11 protein-coding genes are annotated in these 16604 nt (G+C 50.1%); 4 read left to right on the forward strand and 7 right to left on the reverse strand.

The genetic code is table 11. The features are described 5' to 3' along the window. The first annotated feature begins 129 nt into the window (after positions 1 to 129). A complete protein-coding gene (locus tag A10D4_RS12820; RefSeq protein WP_008490010.1) occupies positions 130 to 678 on the forward strand; it encodes a gamma carbonic anhydrase family protein in 549 nt (182 codons plus the stop codon). 24 nt (positions 679 to 702) lie between these two features. On the opposite strand, the gene A10D4_RS12825 is transcribed toward A10D4_RS12820, so the two are convergent. From A10D4_RS12825 to A10D4_RS12835, 3 genes are read right to left on the reverse strand one after another with little or no spacing between them, the layout of a single operon-like run. Then, the gene (locus A10D4_RS12825; RefSeq protein ID WP_008490011.1) at positions 703 to 3837 is read right to left on the reverse strand and encodes an error-prone DNA polymerase; all 3135 of its coding nucleotides are present in this window, start codon (positions 3835 to 3837) and stop codon (positions 703 to 705) included. Next, complete coding sequence (locus A10D4_RS12830) at positions 3837 to 5246, reverse strand: Y-family DNA polymerase (protein WP_008490012.1); 1410 nt, start codon at positions 5244 to 5246, stop codon at positions 3837 to 3839. Before A10D4_RS12830 ends, A10D4_RS12825 begins: the two co-directional genes overlap by 1 nt. After that, positions 5246 to 5920, reverse strand: a complete 675-nt coding sequence (locus A10D4_RS12835; RefSeq protein WP_008490013.1) for a SulA-like SOS-response cell division inhibitor — start codon at positions 5918 to 5920, stop codon at positions 5246 to 5248. Before A10D4_RS12835 ends, A10D4_RS12830 begins: the two co-directional genes overlap by 1 nt. Before the next feature lie 128 nt (positions 5921 to 6048). Here A10D4_RS12835 and A10D4_RS12840 point away from each other — a divergent pair, with 128 nt between their 5' ends. Both A10D4_RS12840 and A10D4_RS12845 read left to right on the forward strand, forming a co-directional pair. Further along, on the forward strand, positions 6049 to 6972 hold the full coding sequence (locus A10D4_RS12840) for an acyltransferase (RefSeq protein ID WP_008490015.1): 924 nt from the start codon (positions 6049 to 6051) through the stop codon (positions 6970 to 6972). A 31-nt stretch (positions 6973 to 7003) separates the two neighbouring features. Continuing rightward, positions 7004 to 8197 carry a mechanosensitive ion channel family protein gene (locus tag A10D4_RS12845; protein ID WP_008490016.1) on the forward strand — a complete coding sequence of 398 codons (1194 nt, stop codon included), beginning with the start codon at positions 7004 to 7006 and terminating at the stop codon, positions 8195 to 8197. Positions 8198 to 8539: 342 nt separating this feature from the next. On the opposite strand, the gene A10D4_RS12850 is transcribed toward A10D4_RS12845, so the two are convergent. The 4 genes from A10D4_RS12850 to A10D4_RS12865 form a co-directional block, all read right to left on the reverse strand. Continuing rightward, positions 8540 to 9160, reverse strand: coding sequence for a thiol:disulfide interchange protein DsbA/DsbL (locus tag A10D4_RS12850; protein WP_008490017.1), 621 nt, complete (start codon positions 9158 to 9160; stop codon positions 8540 to 8542). A gap of 47 nt (positions 9161 to 9207) precedes the next feature. After that, a complete protein-coding gene (locus A10D4_RS12855; RefSeq protein WP_008490018.1) occupies positions 9208 to 10215 on the reverse strand; it encodes a serine/threonine protein kinase in 1008 nt (335 codons plus the stop codon). Further along, a complete protein-coding gene (ccoG, locus tag A10D4_RS12860) occupies positions 10208 to 11623 on the reverse strand; it encodes a cytochrome c oxidase accessory protein CcoG (protein ID WP_008490019.1) in 1416 nt (471 codons plus the stop codon). Before ccoG ends, A10D4_RS12855 begins: the two co-directional genes overlap by 8 nt. A 105-nt stretch (positions 11624 to 11728) precedes the next feature. Further along, complete coding sequence (locus tag A10D4_RS12865) at positions 11729 to 13078, reverse strand: Zn-dependent hydrolase (protein ID WP_008490020.1); 1350 nt, start codon at positions 13076 to 13078, stop codon at positions 11729 to 11731. Between the two features lie 177 nt (positions 13079 to 13255). Between A10D4_RS12865 and A10D4_RS12870 the strand changes: the two genes are divergently transcribed. Next, positions 13256 to 16604, forward strand: a 3349-nt coding sequence (locus tag A10D4_RS12870) for a DUF6531 domain-containing protein (protein ID WP_156812170.1), incomplete at its 3' end; no start/stop codon positions are given.

Consider the following 16604-nt stretch of genomic DNA (forward strand, 5'->3'; position numbering starts at 1 on the left):
TTGTGTTTTTTTATCGTTCGCTTATTTAATCAACAAAGTGACGCATTATTACGCAACATCATAGCTATAGGGATATTTTATAAACACTCTGCTAGTCTAGAAGACGGTAATTCTTTAAGGAGAGAGGTTATGGCAGACATTCGTAGCTATCGTGGTGTGGAACCACAATTCGGAGAACGCGTGTATATTGATGAACAAAGTGTCGTGGTGGGCGACGTCACCATTGGTGACGACAGCAGCATTTGGCCATTAGTGTCGGCGCGCGGTGATGTAAATAGTATTACTATTGGTGCACGCACTAATATTCAAGATGGTAGCGTACTGCATGTTTCTCGACCTAGCACCAATAATAAAAAGGGCCATCCGCTGGTCATCGGTGACGATGTTACCGTAGGTCACCATGTGATGTTGCACGGCTGCGAGTTAGGCAATCGCATTTTAGTCGGCATGTCCGCCACCATTATGGATGGTGTGATTGTTGAAGATAATGTGATTATTGGCGCGGGTAGTGTAGTGACGCCGGGCAAAGTATTACGTAGCGGTTATCTTTATGTCGGTAGCCCTGCGGTAGAAAAACGTCCATTAACACAAAGCGAAATCGATTTTCTGCCCGAATCGGCCAATAACTATGTGTTATTGAAAGAAGACTACTTATTGGATGTTCGCCCGGTTTGCTAAACCGTTAAATCATTAACTCTGCCGTTAATGAAAATCTCGCGAGCGCACTTGAGCGACCGGTAAACGGTCGCTTAAATCCATCAGCCGCCCAGCAATAATGTGGCGTACTTCACCCTGACACTCAAATACCCCGGTGACTTGCAACAGCTTAGCGGTTAAGTAGGGCAACCGGAACTGACGAGCCGTGGTTTGCCATAACACCACGTTCATGTTGCCGGTTTCATCTTCTAATGTCAGAAATGTCACACCGGTCTTGGTACCCGGATGCTGCCGGCAAGTAATTAAGCCCGCCACCGTGACCACTTGCTGATGGCGACAGCTTTTTAACTGATGCGCACTCAGACAACCGTGCAAGCGTCCTTGTTCACGTAATAGCGCTAATGGATGGCGCCGTACCGTGGCGCCCAAATAACGATAGTCAGCGCTGATATCTTGCATCTCATCAGGAGCAGGTAACGAGGTTAAACGGTTATCACCGGCTTGTACCCGCTCAGTACTCGGCTCTGCCAAAGCAAATAACGGTAATTGTTCATCACTTAAGCCCATCGTTTGCCAACTGGCCTGATGGCGGTTGCCATATAATTGTGTGAGAGCATCTGCCGTCGCCAAACGTTCGATGTCATGCCGGCTACAGCCTGCATCCAAGAGCTGCTGCCGATATTGGAAGCCCATCGCTGGTCGCTGTTGTAACGCTTGCTGCATCCGCTCTCGAGACACGCCTTTAACTTGCCTTAACCCCAAACGAATTGCGAGTCGCTGTTGCGCGGTAACTTCTACCTGATAATCCCACTGGCTCAGATTAATACACGCCGGTAACAAGTGTATGCCATGACGACGTGCATCCTGTAACAACTGCGAGGCTGAATAAAACCCCATGGGTAAGCTATTTAATAAACCCACATAAAACTCTGCGGGATAATGGTACTTGACCCATGCCGAGGCATAAGCGAGGTTGGCAAAACTAGCCGAATGTGACTCGGGAAAGCCATATTCGCCAAATCCGCAAATCTGCTGATACAAGCGCTCGGCAAATTCCGCTGGATACCCTCGCGTTGTCATACCGTCAATCAATTTGTCACGAAACGGCCGTAATTTACCGGTGCTTTTCCAACTCGCCATCGCGCGCCGTAATTGATCGGCTTCACCACCACTAAAACCGGCCGCCACCATCGCTAGCTTGATGACTTGCTCCTGGAAAATCGGTACACCCAACGTACGAGTTAACACTCCAGCAACTTCTTCGCTAGGGTAATCAACCGCCTCTTCGCCGTGTCGACGACGTAAATAGGGATGCACCATATCACCTTGAATCGGCCCGGGCCGCACAATCGCAATTTGAATGACTAAGTCGTAAAACGTTTTTGGTCGTAGCCGCGGTAACATATTCATTTGCGCGCGCGACTCGATTTGGAAAATGCCGATAGAATCAGCATGCTGCAGCATGTTGTAAACTGCCGCGTCTTCGGCTGGAATATCAGCTAATGCCAGCGTTTGTCCGGTACGTTTGGCAATACCGCTGAGCATTTTACGCAGTGCCGTCAGCATGCCCAGCGCCAGCACATCAACTTTTAGCAGCTTCAAGGTTTCTAAATCGTCTTTATCCCATTGGATAACCGTGCGCTCGGTCATTGCCGCGTTTTCAATTGGCACTAAATGATGCAAGGGGCCAGCAGAAATCACAAAGCCGCCAACATGCTGTGATAAATGTCGTGGAAAACCGCGAATTTGTTGCACCAACTCAAGTAACCAACGCCCCCTAGGGTGTTCGGCAAAACTGGGTACCCGTTGTAATAGTTGCTGTTGCCAGTCGGCTTGCCGATCACGACGGTCAATTTGACGTAAGAAATACTGTAGCTGCTGCTCGGTAAACCCCAACGCCTTACCAACATCACGAAACGCGCTTTTTAAGCGATAGCTAATCACCGTTGCCGCCAATGCCGCACGCTCACGGCCATATTTTTGGTAAATGTACTGGATCACTTCTTCGCGGCGTTGATGCTCAAAGTCAACGTCGATATCGGGCGGTTCATTACGCTCTTTCGACAAAAACCGCTCGAACAGCACCTGCATTTGTGCTGGGTTAACCGCGGTAATGTGCAGGCAATAACAAATCACCGAGTTTGCTGCCGAGCCGCGACCTTGATACAGAATACCTTGGCGTTCCGCAAACTGAACAATGTCATAAATGGTTAAAAAGAAGTATTCATAACCTAAGCTAGCCACCAACGTCAGCTCTTTATCTAAGGTTGCTTGTACCGATGCTGGCACGCCCTCAGGATAGCGTTTTTGCGCACCTTGCTGACAAAGCTGTGCTAAATACTCACTAGCGGTTAGCTCCTCAGGAACTAGTTCAGACGGATACTGATAGCTTAATTCACTCAAACAAAACTGACAGCGCTCGCTGACGATTTCGGTATTGGCTAGCCAACGCGCCGGATAGCAGTTCTGTAACCGCTGCAGACTACGCAAATGACGCTCAGCGTTAGCACTCATCTGTGCCACCGCCTGCTCGACCACACAGTGCTCGCGGATAGCCGTTAAGGTATCTAATAACGGCTGTCGCTCACGACAGTGCATGCGCACACCACCGGCCGCGACAACCGCGACCCCGGTTAACTCATGCAGCCCTTGCAGATGCCGGAAAGCCTCGGCATCGCAAGCGGTATAATGCCGTTCATATAGCAACCAAAGACGCTGCTGCCAGTGCTCCTGCAATTGGCTAAGCGTGGCTGCGGTCAAATCCGCTTGGGGCAACAACAACAATAAGCAGTCGTCCAGCTGCTGCCCATCAAAATCAGCCATTGTTACTCGATAATGGCCTTTTGCTGCGCGCTGCCGCGCTTGTGTGATGAGCTGACAAAGCTGCCCATAGCCACGTCGATGTTGGGCCAATAGCACCACCGTACCGAGTTCCGGACAAGCAAATTCGCTACCGATGATCAACTTGAATGGCTTAGCTGGTGTAGCCTGTTGCAGGGCAGCATAGGCACGAACGACACCAGCCACTGAGCACTCATCGGTGATCGCTAACGCCCGATAGCCCAACGCCATCGCTTGCTCAACCAATTCATGCGGATGCGATGCGCCACGTAAGAAACTGAAATTACTCAAGCAGTGCAATTCGCTATAATTGCAGGCGTTATCATCAGCTGCGTGCATTAACTAAACCACCCATGCAAATACCACTGTTGTTGCTGCCGATACAGCCATGCCTGACGCTGCTGGGCATCTAGCGCAATAACATAGTCACGTTGTACCGGCTGCGCCGACCACCAGTGCGTCTCGATACGCTCCGGCCCCCATTGCACCTGATAGTCAGCAATGTCGATAGCAGTTGCCTGAGGTAACAACCAAAACGGTCGTAACGGCGCGCTGTTGACACAGGTCACCGCCCCCGCTTGACCGCGTAGCGCACAGGCTTCTGGCTGATGGTCGTTAGCAGCAACCGGCGACCATAGCGCTTGCTCACCCAGACGCGCCTGTAAGCGGCTTAAGGTATGCGCTAACGGCGCTCGTTGCGCAGTATCGCTGCGGCTCAACGATACCGCTTGTGACTGCACATCTTGTAGTTGCTGCACCGTTAAACTGAGCTCTAACGCCGGCGCGGTGAGTGGTTGACGGTTCAGCTGTAATTGGCAAAGCTGTAAAAAATCCTCGGCACGCCAGAGCGGCTGCACAAACCTCACCGAAAAACGACTCGGCGCTTGTTGGCGGTGATAAACCTGCAATTGCAATACCGTTGTCGCCGCTTGTCGCTGGTAGAGAAAGGCCGATAACTCAGCCAGCAAACGCTTTAATGGAAACTGCAACTGAGTCCAACTGGCTGCTTCGCTGAGCAGATCTAGGCGCTGATAAAACTCTGCCGGGGGCCGAAAATAGTCTTGTACCGTAGGCCGTTGACCGTGTAGGTCAGCGACGTAGTTGGCAACGTCCTGCCCTAAACGCTGTCCTAAATCACGCCGATCGAGCTGTAATAACTGCTCAATGCGCTGCACTCCCACACTGTGTAACTGTTGCTGCTGAACCTCACTCAAACCACTACATGATAAAGGCAGCGCCAGCAAGCGCTGCCAGAGTTCGGCGGCATCGCTACTGACCGCACCCTGTTCGCTTTGCGCCAACAGCTTCGCCATTAACGGGCTTTTACCACTACTGATTGAAGTCGTTAACTGATGTTGTTGTAAGCGCTGTTGCAGTTGTTGGTGGTAACCCGCCAAGCCTTGATATAAACGCCACATACTGGCGCTTTCTAACAACAAGCCGCTATCACCCTGTAAGGCGATTTGTGCACTGTCCTGATATAGCAGGCCTGCCGCGCGCAGCAATGCGCGCCGCTGCCGAGTCGGACAGTAAGCTTTTAAGGTTAAGCTCGGTAACAACGCCGTAGCAGTAGTCACTGGCATGCCTACTTGTAACCCTTGCTGCTGAGCGCAGTCATTCAGTTGCAACAAGTGCTGTTGTGTTGTCGCTGTGCTGAATAGCGCTAACGGGCGTTGTTGCCAGTCCGGATAAAAGCTTAACCAGCTATCTAATAACAAGCGGGGAAAATGAAGGTATAGCCAGCGCATTACCAACGCCCCGCTAATATCCTAGCCGACGGCTGACGCCGTGACCGCCATTCAACCCGAGGCTTAATGGCACAGTCAAATGCTGCCAGCGGCCAACCTTGCCGACGCTTCAGTACCGATATCGACAACATTGGCTGCTGTGCAACGCGGTGACCGCGCAAGCGTAATCGGGTGCTATAAGCGCGGGCGTCCAATTGCTGTTGACGGGTCAACACAAAGGCTAATTGCGGGTGTTTTTGTGCAGCGAGTAATAAACGTCGTACAGCGCTCCCATCAAGCTGCTCCAGCCAGCCCAGGACTAGCGCAAAACTACCTGACTGCAAGCACTGCTCGTATGCCCATAAGGCATCTTGTGGAGTAGCGTTGATCACCACATGACGGCAGTCGGCTAAATCATAGCTCGCCAATCCATGGGCATGCGGCTGTGCCGGTGGATTCAACCAAGCAATGGCCTGCGGCTGTTGTTGCGCCCAGCGTAAGCTACTTTGTAATAGTTGTAATTCATATTGAAAGGGCTGCTCGATTTGCAGTTCGTGCAAGGCCGCCTTAGCCCAGCCCCCATGCAGGGCGTTATCCAGTTCAGCATAACCGGTACTGACCACATCCGTTTGCGATTCGGCCTGTCCTTGCCACAGCCAGCCCCGACGCATCAGTTCGTTGAGTGCATGCGGCATGTAAAAACTCCACCAATAACTGTATACACATACAGTATAGTTTGAGCTATTTTTTCGCAACAGACAAGTCCATATCGATTCGGTTATCATAACTTGATGATCGGGCTATGTTTTAAACAGGAAAGTTCATGCTTACAGCGCTAGTGGTACCACTAAAAGTCGTTATTAACTTCACTTGGGGAGCCGTGTTCACTGCTTTGGTGGGGCTGTCGGTGATCATTGTCGGACTATGTAAAGCGCTGATTCCAATGAATGCCTGGCAGCGATTTTGTTCACGACTAGCCAATACGCTATTTCGTGTGTGGGGCTTTGCCATGGCAAAAATGTTTAGCCTCACACAGCCGGTACAGTGGCATATTACAGGCGCTGCCAATATTAATCGTCATGGCTGGTATATGATCCTGTGTAACCACCGCAGCTGGGTCGATATTCCAGTATTAATGTATTTGGCTGCCCGCCACCAAATGCCCATGCCACGATTTTTCTTAAAACAACAACTGATTTGGGTACCCTTTGTTGGATTAGGCTGCTGGGCACTCGATATGCCCTTTATGAAGCGTTATTCACGCGAGTTGTTGGCAAAGAAACCGCATTTACAGGGTAAAGATATTGCCACCACACAACGTTCTTGCCAGCGCTTTCGGCATATTCCCACGACCGTTATCAACTTTTGTGAGGGCACTCGCTTTACCGCCGAAAAGCACGCCCAAAAAAACAGCCCGTACCGCTATTTATTAACGCCTAAAGCCGGTGGTACCGCCTTTAGCCTGCAAGCTATGGGCGAGCAATTTGATGCCATCTTAGACATTACCATTAGCTATCCACAGCAACAGGGCGGTGCGCTGGTATGGAATTTTTTAGCCGGTCGGCTGCGCCACATTGATGTACACATTGAGACCCTACCGGTGACGCCAGACCTGATTGGCGACTATGCTAACGACGAGGCTTTTCGTCAGCATTTTCAAGCCTGGTTGAATCAACGCTGGCAACAAAAAGACCAACACATTGAACAAGCTTTGCAACGTTTGCGTAGTAAGGGAGCAGATACTTAATCAACTAACCGTTGCGGCACAAGGATGAGGCATGGATAGATTACAACTGCAAGACTGGCTGAAACAACTGGGTTTAGGCGACCAGTTAACACATATGAGCTTATGGCTGGGCATGGCGTTTGTGGTGGCTTGCAGTTATCTAGCCTATTTGATCACCCGCTTTTTGATTGATCGCGTCATTCACCGTGCCATGAAACACGCCCCAGAGCGTTGGCACGATGCACTGGTTAACAATGGTTTTTTTCGGCGTTGTGCCAACTTGGCCCCGGTGGTACTCATACATTCTGCTATTCCGTTACTTTTTACCGAGCAATACGAAGATTGGCAAGCACCACTCAGCACCGCGCTATCGATTTATTTAACCTGGGTTATCACCGCCATTTTAACCGCTGCCACCAATGTCGCAGCAACCATTTACGCTTACAGTAGTAAAGCGCGTGAAGTACCTATCACCGGTGTGATTCAAGTGATTAAGCTGGTGCTGGTATTAATGGCGGTGATTATTACCGTCGCCATCATTATGGATAAGTCGCCGCTGTATTTGCTCAGTGGTTTTGGTGCCATGACCGCAATTTTGGTGCTGGTGTTCCGTGATTCGTTGATGGGTTTTGTAGCCGGCATTCAGCTTGCCAGTAATCGTATGGTTGGCATTAATGACTGGATTGAAGTGCCCGACCATGAAGTTAACGGTATCGTGAAAGAGGTCGGCTTAATCACTGTTAAAGTCGAAAACTGGGATAAAACCATCGTTTATTTACCGACTTATACGTTGATTCATCAGTCATTTAAAAACTGGCAGGGTATGGTCAATACCCAAGGGCGACGCATGAAAGCCGCGTTATTAATTGATATCAGCAGTATCAAACCCTTGCAAGATGACGATTTAAACGATTTATGCGACCGTTATTTAGATACCGCAGCCGAGCAGTGGCTACAAGATCATGAATTAACCACGCCCGTATCTAACATCACGCTGTTCCGCCACTATACTCAACATTATTTACATAACCACCCTAAAGTACGTGACGATTTAACCTGCATGGCACGCTTATTACAGCCCACCGCAGCCGGCTTACCATTAGAAGTTTATGCCTTTAGTAAAGATACCGACTGGGTCACGTATGAGGGTAATCAAGCCAGTATTATCGAACATCTTTATTCGGTACTTAGCGATTTTGGCCTGCGCAGCTACCAGTATCAAGGCGTCATTGAAAAGCAAGAGTAGGCGCCAGCACAACCTTTCGATATAACCGAAAAGTCTGAGCAGCTTATTACATATAGCTTATTATTTTGTAAGTGATATTGCTTTCAACAGCAACTACTATATAGTGTGCTGTACAAGGACTTGCGGCAGTACAAGGACGTACACTACCGATACTGACGCAATCACTGTTGCTCACTTCAACTTCATAGATACAAGCCCGATCGGGCAAACACCGCCTAAACTCATCATAAGCGTTTAATTTTTTAGAACGGTTTAACTCGTGCTCTAAACCCATGAGTTTGACTTGTGGACAAGAAAAAACCCGCTAAGAAGCGGGTTTTAACGATAGCGCAAAATGGACGCTTAGGAATCTTTGTTCAATAGGTAGTCGGCTAACGCTATCCAGTCTTCTGCAAAGTTTTCACTTTCACGGAAGCCTTCCACTTTCATTTTATATTTACCGTTAACCACAAACGTGGGTGTAGCGGTAATATCGTATTTCTGACCTAATTGCTGCATTTTATTGGCCGCCGCACGAATCGAGAAGCTGCTCATGGCTTTATCAAAGTCTTCACCACTGACGTCATGAAGAATAAAGACATTACGAATATCTTCTTCGGTTTCCAACATATTACGCTTAACAAAGTTGTAATCAAAAACAGCCGCACCGATCTCTTCGTCTTTACCTAACTTCTTAGCGTAGGCATAGGCTTGTGCCATCGTTTGGATAACACCTTGACCGGGGTTAATATGAGTTTTTGTGAAAGCGTCAGGAAAACGCTCTTTCATCGCCTTAGCGATGGGTTCAAAACGAAAACAATGCACACAATAAAACGAGAAGAACTCGTTAATTTCTGGCTTGGCGGTGCCCTCATCGGCGATCACCTCGTAATGAACCCCCTCTTCAAACTGTTGAGCTTGAGCGGTGGTAACTAGCAGCGGCAGCGTGACCGATGCCAGTAAAGCGATAAACCATTTTTTCATCTTTATTCCTACCGTTTTAAACTAGGCTGGACATCGTGTGACCAACATTATTGACCGATATTCAGTGACAAGGGCTTTTCGTCCAACGCTGCATACTGTTCTTTTAGCGCTAACACTTGTTGTTCCCAATAACGTTGCTCGGCAAACCACGGGAACGCCCGCTGAAAAGCACTATCTTGCCAGCGTTTTGCTAACCATGCCATATATTGAATGATACGAAAAGCGCGCAAAGGTTCAATTAGCGGCAATTCCGCTTCATCAAAACGACAAAAATCTTCGTAACCGTAAATCAACGCATCCAACTGCTGCCATTGTTGTTGACGGTCACCATTCAGCATCATCCACAAATCTTGAATGGCAGGGCCGCTGCGACAATCATCAAAATCGACAAAGGTTAATTGCTGTTCGTATTGCAGAATATTGCCGATATGGCAATCACCATGCAAACGCTGCTGCGAGGCGATAGCCAAATCGGTGCTGGCCAAGCGCGCTGCTAACGGCTCTAAAATAGCAAAAAACGCATGACTAATTGCCTCAGGCACCAACGCCGACTGCTGCAAGGTGTGCAGCGACTGAGTCACATACTCGTGATAGTTGATACGAGGACGATGCTGAAAGTGGTGCTGCCGGGCGACTTGGTGTAAACGTCCAATTTGCCGTCCCAAACGCTCTAAGTCATCCAGCGCGTTGGGTTCAAAAGCTCGGCCGCCGACACTCGGGAAAATACAAAAACGATAACCCTCAAAATGGTGCAACGACTGTTGCTGCAAACACAAAGGTGCTACTACCGGTACTTCTGCGTCCAACAAAGCTTGGCTGAATTGATGCTCTTCTAAAATTTGCGCGTCGGACCAGCGTTGTGGACGATAAAATTTGGCGACGTAACGGCGACGGTCATCGGCAGTAAATTGATAGACGCGGTTTTCGTAGCTATTGAGCGCTAATAAACCGGAGCTCGGATAGATGTCGACAGACTCTAACGCCCGTACAATAATGTCGGGCGTCAGTCCTTGAAAACTAAAATCAGCACACTGCTCGGCGCTTGCCTCATTCATAAATAAAGCGGATCTCGTGTGACGTGGTCACACTGGCATCATCAATAGCGGTTAGCGTGAACTCTACGTCGGTGAAACGGCCGTTCAAACTACTGGGTTCCACCGCCAAGGTCAATGGCAAGCTAGCCACTTCACCGGCAGCAACGGTAATTTCGCTATTACCTTTCAATTGATAATTATCAACGCCATCGACCGTCACTCTATAAGTCGCTGGTTGTTGGCCTTTATTCATGATTTTTAGGGTATAAACGTTCTCAACCCAGTTATCCATATTCATCGTGTAAAGGCGATTTCGGTCTCGCAGAATATCCATTTCTAACGGTACTCGACTGCTGATATCCCACACCAGTAACGCCGTGATAATGACCATTGCAATGGCGTAACCGACGCTCTTAAACCGTAAAAAGTGGGTTTTACCACCTTTTAGGCTACGCTCGGTGGTATAACGAATCAGCCCCTTGGCATAATTCATCTTCTCCATCACGCCGTTGCAGGCATCAACACAGGCACCACAGTTAATACACTCGTATTGTAAACCGTTACGAATATCAATACCGGTCGGGCACACCTGTACACATAGGTTGCAGTCGATGCAGTCACCCAAGCCTTTTTCTTTAGGATCGACTTTGCGCGAACGCGGGCCTCGGGGTTCACCACGGTCAACATCATAAGACACCGTTAGCGTGTCTTTATCAAACATGGCCGATTGAAAACGTGCGTAAGGGCAAATGTGAGTACACATGATCTCGCGCATCCAACCGGCGTTACCATAGGTACAAAAAGCAAAAAACAACACACTGAATACTGCCCAAAAACCAGCATCGAAGGTAAAGAAGTCAACAAACAACAGTCGGATATCGGTAAAGTAACCGACAAAAACCAGTGCGGTAAGCAGCGAAATCAGCAACCAAGCGCCGTGTTTGGCGGCCTTACGCCAAAGCTTGTCAAAATCCCACGAGCGTTCATCCAACTTCATGCGTTGGTGACGCGAGCCTTCAAAAAATCGCTCAAACCACATAAACAAAAAGGTCCAAGTGGTCTGCGGGCACATAAAACCGCACCAAACCCGGCCATACAGGGTGGTCACAAAAAATAATCCAAACGCCGCGACAATGGCTATCCAAGCGACGATGGTAAAATCCTGAGGCCACAGGGTTAGGCCGAAAATGCGAAAGCGCTGTTCGGCAATGTTGAGTAATACCGCTTGTTCGCCGTTGTAGGTGATAAACGGGATTACCGCGAATAGCGCCAATAAAATAAAACCAAATAAGCGTCGGAAGTTCTCAAGCTTGCCCTGAGCTTCGCGCACATAAATACGGCTACGCGGCGCGTATTGATTATCGTGCTGCTGATTGGGACGATGAATTTTCACCTTATCGGCGGGCTGAACCTCAACCTTTTGTTCCATGATGATACCGCTTCATGTGGTTGTCGCACTTGGTGCCGGGATTATACCGCAAAGCACAACCCTCAGTCAGTGATATTCAGTGACGTAGAACAACAAATGCGTATTTTACTGTACAGTTTTAGTACCAGAATCCTTAGTCACAGTAGCCTTAACCTGATGCGGCTTACGTTGCTCGATAACCGCAGCCGGCCGCTCGCCACGTTTGTAGCCCAAGTTCTCATCGACATCATCGGTGGCTACCGCCAACACGGCATCAAGTAAGACATTGGCTCCAGCCGTGACATCATGCCAATGTGACCACTCGTCAGGTGCGTGACTGACACCATGCTCAGAGGGAATAAAGATCAGCCCGGCATCGGTGACTTCGGCAAAAAATTGAGTATCATGACCGGCGCCGCTGGGCATACGCTCATAAGACAACTCCCGTGCCTGCACTTTAGCCTCTAACAAGCTACGTAACTTTTGCGAGCAATCTTGTGGCTGTAACCAGCTCACTTGCTCATACTCAAACCGCAGTCGATGCTTACGTGCAATCGCCGACAGCGCTTTATGACAAGCCTGAGCTAACTCTTGCATGACTTGGTTACTCATATCGCGGCCAACGATAGTAAAAATGGCTTCACCTGGCACCGTATGCGGGCTACCCGGTTTAAGCTCGACTTTACCTACCGTAATACGGGTTTTATCGGTGCCATTCTCGGCAATAATACGCTCGATTTCATGAGCAAAGTCTGCCAATCCCATAAACGCATCACTACGCATATCCATCGGCGCCGTGCCGGCATGGTCGGCCTTGCCCTTGAGATGCACAATCCATTTAAAGACCCCAGAAATACCATCGACAACACCAATTTGCTTATCTTTTTGAAACAGTACCGGTCCTTGTTCAATGTGTAACTCAAAAAACGCCTTCAATTGTTCCGGTGGCCAAGCGGCAGCCAGCGCATCCATAACGTCCAGCCCTTGCGCCGCCATCGCTTGTTTTAATTGGACACCATCAGCGTCGTGCGCCGACATCAACCAGTCGTGGTTCAACACCCCGGCAATCGCCTGTGAGCCTAACATGCCACCAAAACGCCCCTCTTCTTCAGCGGTAGCAACCACCCAAACCGGATTAGTCAGCGTCACCTGTTCTTCCTGTAGGCGCTGTAATACCTCAAAACCAGCCATCACGCCCAGTGCGCCATCGAACATACCCCCTGCCGGCACGGTATCCAGATGTGACCCCATCAACACCACCGGCTGGTCGCGTTCGCCCAAGCCAAAAAACACATTGCCGGCACCATCCATATAGCCCGCAAAACCCGCTGCTTTGGCGCGATCTAGCAGCCACTGCCGAGCCTGCATATCGGCATCGCTAAAGCCCATGCGATAAATGCCGTGATCATGCTCGTTATAGCCAATTTTCGATAGTGCTTGTAAGCCTTCTCGTAAGCGTTTGCCGTTTACATCCATCGTCAAACTCCTGCTCATATGCTGTTTAAAGCCGATGTTAAAAGGGTAGAAGAGCAACCATCAAAAGTCAGATCGATTAACCATAATCAGCCCCCAATAATTTTTATAGACAGCGCTATCAGCGCTGAGTAAACTCCGCCGATTACACAAATAAAACATTTATATAAGAGCAGTATCATGACAAGGACGTTCTCGGTGGTTAACCGTGCACTGGCTATCTTATTAGGCAGCGCTCTGGCGACAGCATTACCGGCTCCGGCATTGGCGAGCAAAGTCAAAAGCGAAGATAAAGTCGACGAGTACATGCAAGTCACCGGTCAACGCATCCGCGTTGCCAGCACCGATTGGCGTTTTTTATTAAGTAACTGGCTACTGGCGCCATCAAGTCAAGGTGTTAACACCGAGCAGTCAGTACGCGAAGCTTTAGACGCCATGCGCGAAAGCTTAAAAGACCACTTTGACCCCGATAATGCTGACGAGGCTTGCGCCGGCAACCCGATATTAATGGCGTCGGGTGTTAAAGTTGAAAGCTATACCGACTTTGCCGGTCACGGCGAATTACCCATTATCTTTCGTCGCCATTATCGTAGCGGCATCGATATCAATTCAGCATTTGGCGCCGGCTGGCACTCGTTACTCGACCAGCGCCTGACGATAGCTAACGGTAAACCGACCCAGTTATTCCATCGCTCTGGCAAAACCATCGACTTTATCGCTAACCAAGACGGCGCTTATTACAACGAAAAGCGCACACTGAAAGTCTTTAGCACCACCACCAGTGGGGTACAACGCTGGCATGTGCTGGCACAAGACGGCACCGAAGACGTTTACGACCGAGTGGGTAAGCTTACCCAAACCCGCCAACGAGGATTAGCCCTTAGCTACAGCTATCAAGGCAACTTACTGACCCGCATCAGCGATAACGCGGGTCGCCAGCTGAACATCACCTGGTCGGGGGGTAAAGTCACGCGCCTGACCGATAACGCTAATCAGCAATACCAGTATCAATATAACAGTCAAGGCCAACTCAGCCAGGTCAGCTATCCCAACGGCGACCGCCATCAATACCACTACGAAAAGAGCGGCAAGCCCTCATTGCTGACTGGCGTTAGCTACAACGGCGTGCGTTATTCATGGTTCAGCTACGACGCTCAGGATAGGGGCATTGTCAGTCAGCACACCGATGGCATCGACAAAACCACCTTCAATTATGGGCGCTTGCTAACGGTAGTGTCGAATGCGCTGGGCCATACCACCACCTATCGCTATGCCGATGCTGCTCACCAAAAACTGGTGGCGGTGGAAGCCGAGGGCTCGCCTTATTGTCAGGCGGGTGCAAAGCACAAAGTGTATAACGGCAACTTACAGGTGGTCGAAGAGACCGATTACCGCGGCAATCTGACTAAACGTACCTTTACGCAAGGCTTTGTTACTCAAGAAACGGTAGCCGCCGGTACTGCCGATGCGGTCACCACCACTTACACCTGGGACTATGCCAACCAGCGCTTGACGCGCATTGCCCGCAGCGGCGCGGCAACGGCCAGCATGCTGTACAACAGTCAGGGCGACCTGACGCGTTACACTTTACGCGATGGCACACAAAGCCGTGTCACCAGCTACGCCTACAGCTATCACAGCAACGGCTTTAAAAAGCAAGTCACCACCACCGATGCCAACGGTGGCGTTAGCCAACAACTGTATGACAATAAAGGCCAACTGACTCAGCAAACCAGCCCCACCGGGCAAGTGACTCGCTATAGCAACTACGATGCACTGGGTCGCGTTGGCAAAATCACCTCGCCCAGCGGTTTGGTGAGCAGCTATACCTATGACGCACGTGGTCGTATTACACGCTTACAAGAAAGCAGCAGCGCCGGACTTAACCGCTCGGTCAGCTACCAGTATGACCGCTTTGGCAATGTGCTCAGTGAGACGCATAGCAATGGTCGTCAAATCAGTTACCGCTATGATGCGGTTGGCCGTCTGATACAACAAAACTATCAGGCTGGCGGCAATCACTATCAACAACAATTTGACCGCAACAAGCTCGGTAAGGTGATAAAAACCGCCATTGCTCAAGGTAGTGGTTATGCCCTGTACCGCAGCTTTGATTATGCCCCCAGTGGTGAGCTGATTGCCGAGCGTGATGCTAGCGGCAACATCGTCATGCGCTACAGTTATGATGCGCAGGGCAATCGCTTAACCACCCGCAACGCCGCCGGCGACACCCTCAGCTATGCCTATGACGGGCAGAACCGGTTGCGAGAGGAAAACGCACCGGATGGGGGACGTATTGATTACACCCACGGCATCCATGGCGTCACCGAGGTCAGCGATGGCCGCCAGAACCAGACGTTTTATACATACAATGGCTTTGCCGATATCACCCGCGTCTCAAGTCCCGATACCGATGTTACCGATAGCCGCTATGCCAACTCAGGTTATATCAGTGAGCGTACTGATGCCCGCGGCATTCTCAGTCGCTATGTGCACGATAAATCGGGTCGCTTAAGCGCTATCAATAACGCCCACAGCAGCAGCTTTAGTTACGATAGCGGTAGCACCGGCCAGGGTCGTTTAACCGGCGTTAGCAATGCCGCCACCAACCTGAATTTGCAGTACGATGCGCAAGGCAACGTCACCCAGTTGCAGCAAACCGTGGCGGGGCGCAGCTACACCATTAAGCGCCACTACGACAGTCAGGGACGGCTGAGCACGCAAACTTATCAAGGTGGCAACCAAATCCAGTTCCACTACACCAGTAGCGGCGACTTGAGCAAGCTCACTGCGACCGTTAACGGCACCCAGAAAACGGTACTAGATACGGTCTCGTACAGCGCTTATGGCACCTTATCGGGTTGGCGTTATGGCAACGGTATCACGCATAAGAAAAGCTATAACGCCAATCAACAACTGACGCGCATTGAAAGCAGCGGCGTTCAAGACTTACGCTACAGCTATGACTTGCGCGGCAACATCACCGCGATGACCAATGCCCGCCGTACCGCTGATTCCGCCACCTATCAATACGACCGCATGAACCGCTTAACCTCGGTGAAGCAAGGCGGAGCTACGCAAACCTACAGCTATGACAAGGTGGGTAATCGTATTAGCGCCGCCGGTGCTGTTAGCGAAAGCTATCGCTACAGCGGTATCTCTAACCGCTTAGTGGATATCACCCGGGGCAGTAAAAAGCGGGCCTTTAACTACGATATGGCTGGCAACATCACCCGCGACACCGACTTTACTGGAAGCAGCAAAAGCTATAGCTACGACGACAACAATCGCTTGGTCAAGGCCCAGCAAACGCAATATCAATACAACGGTCTTGGCCATCGCGCCCGAAAAGCCTCCAGCAGCGGCAGCAGCAACTTTATTTACGACCTCAACGGGCAACTGCTGCAAGAAAGCCGCTCGGACGGTAGCGAACTGCAATACATCTATTTGGCTGGCCAGCTCGTCGGCTATATCCGTAATCAGGTCTTATATTATGTGCACAACGACCACTTAGGCCGCCCCGAACTAC

The sequence above is a fragment of the Idiomarina xiamenensis 10-D-4 genome (genome assembly GCF_000299895.1).
Taxonomy (GTDB): domain Bacteria; phylum Pseudomonadota; class Gammaproteobacteria; order Enterobacterales; family Alteromonadaceae; genus Idiomarina; species Idiomarina xiamenensis.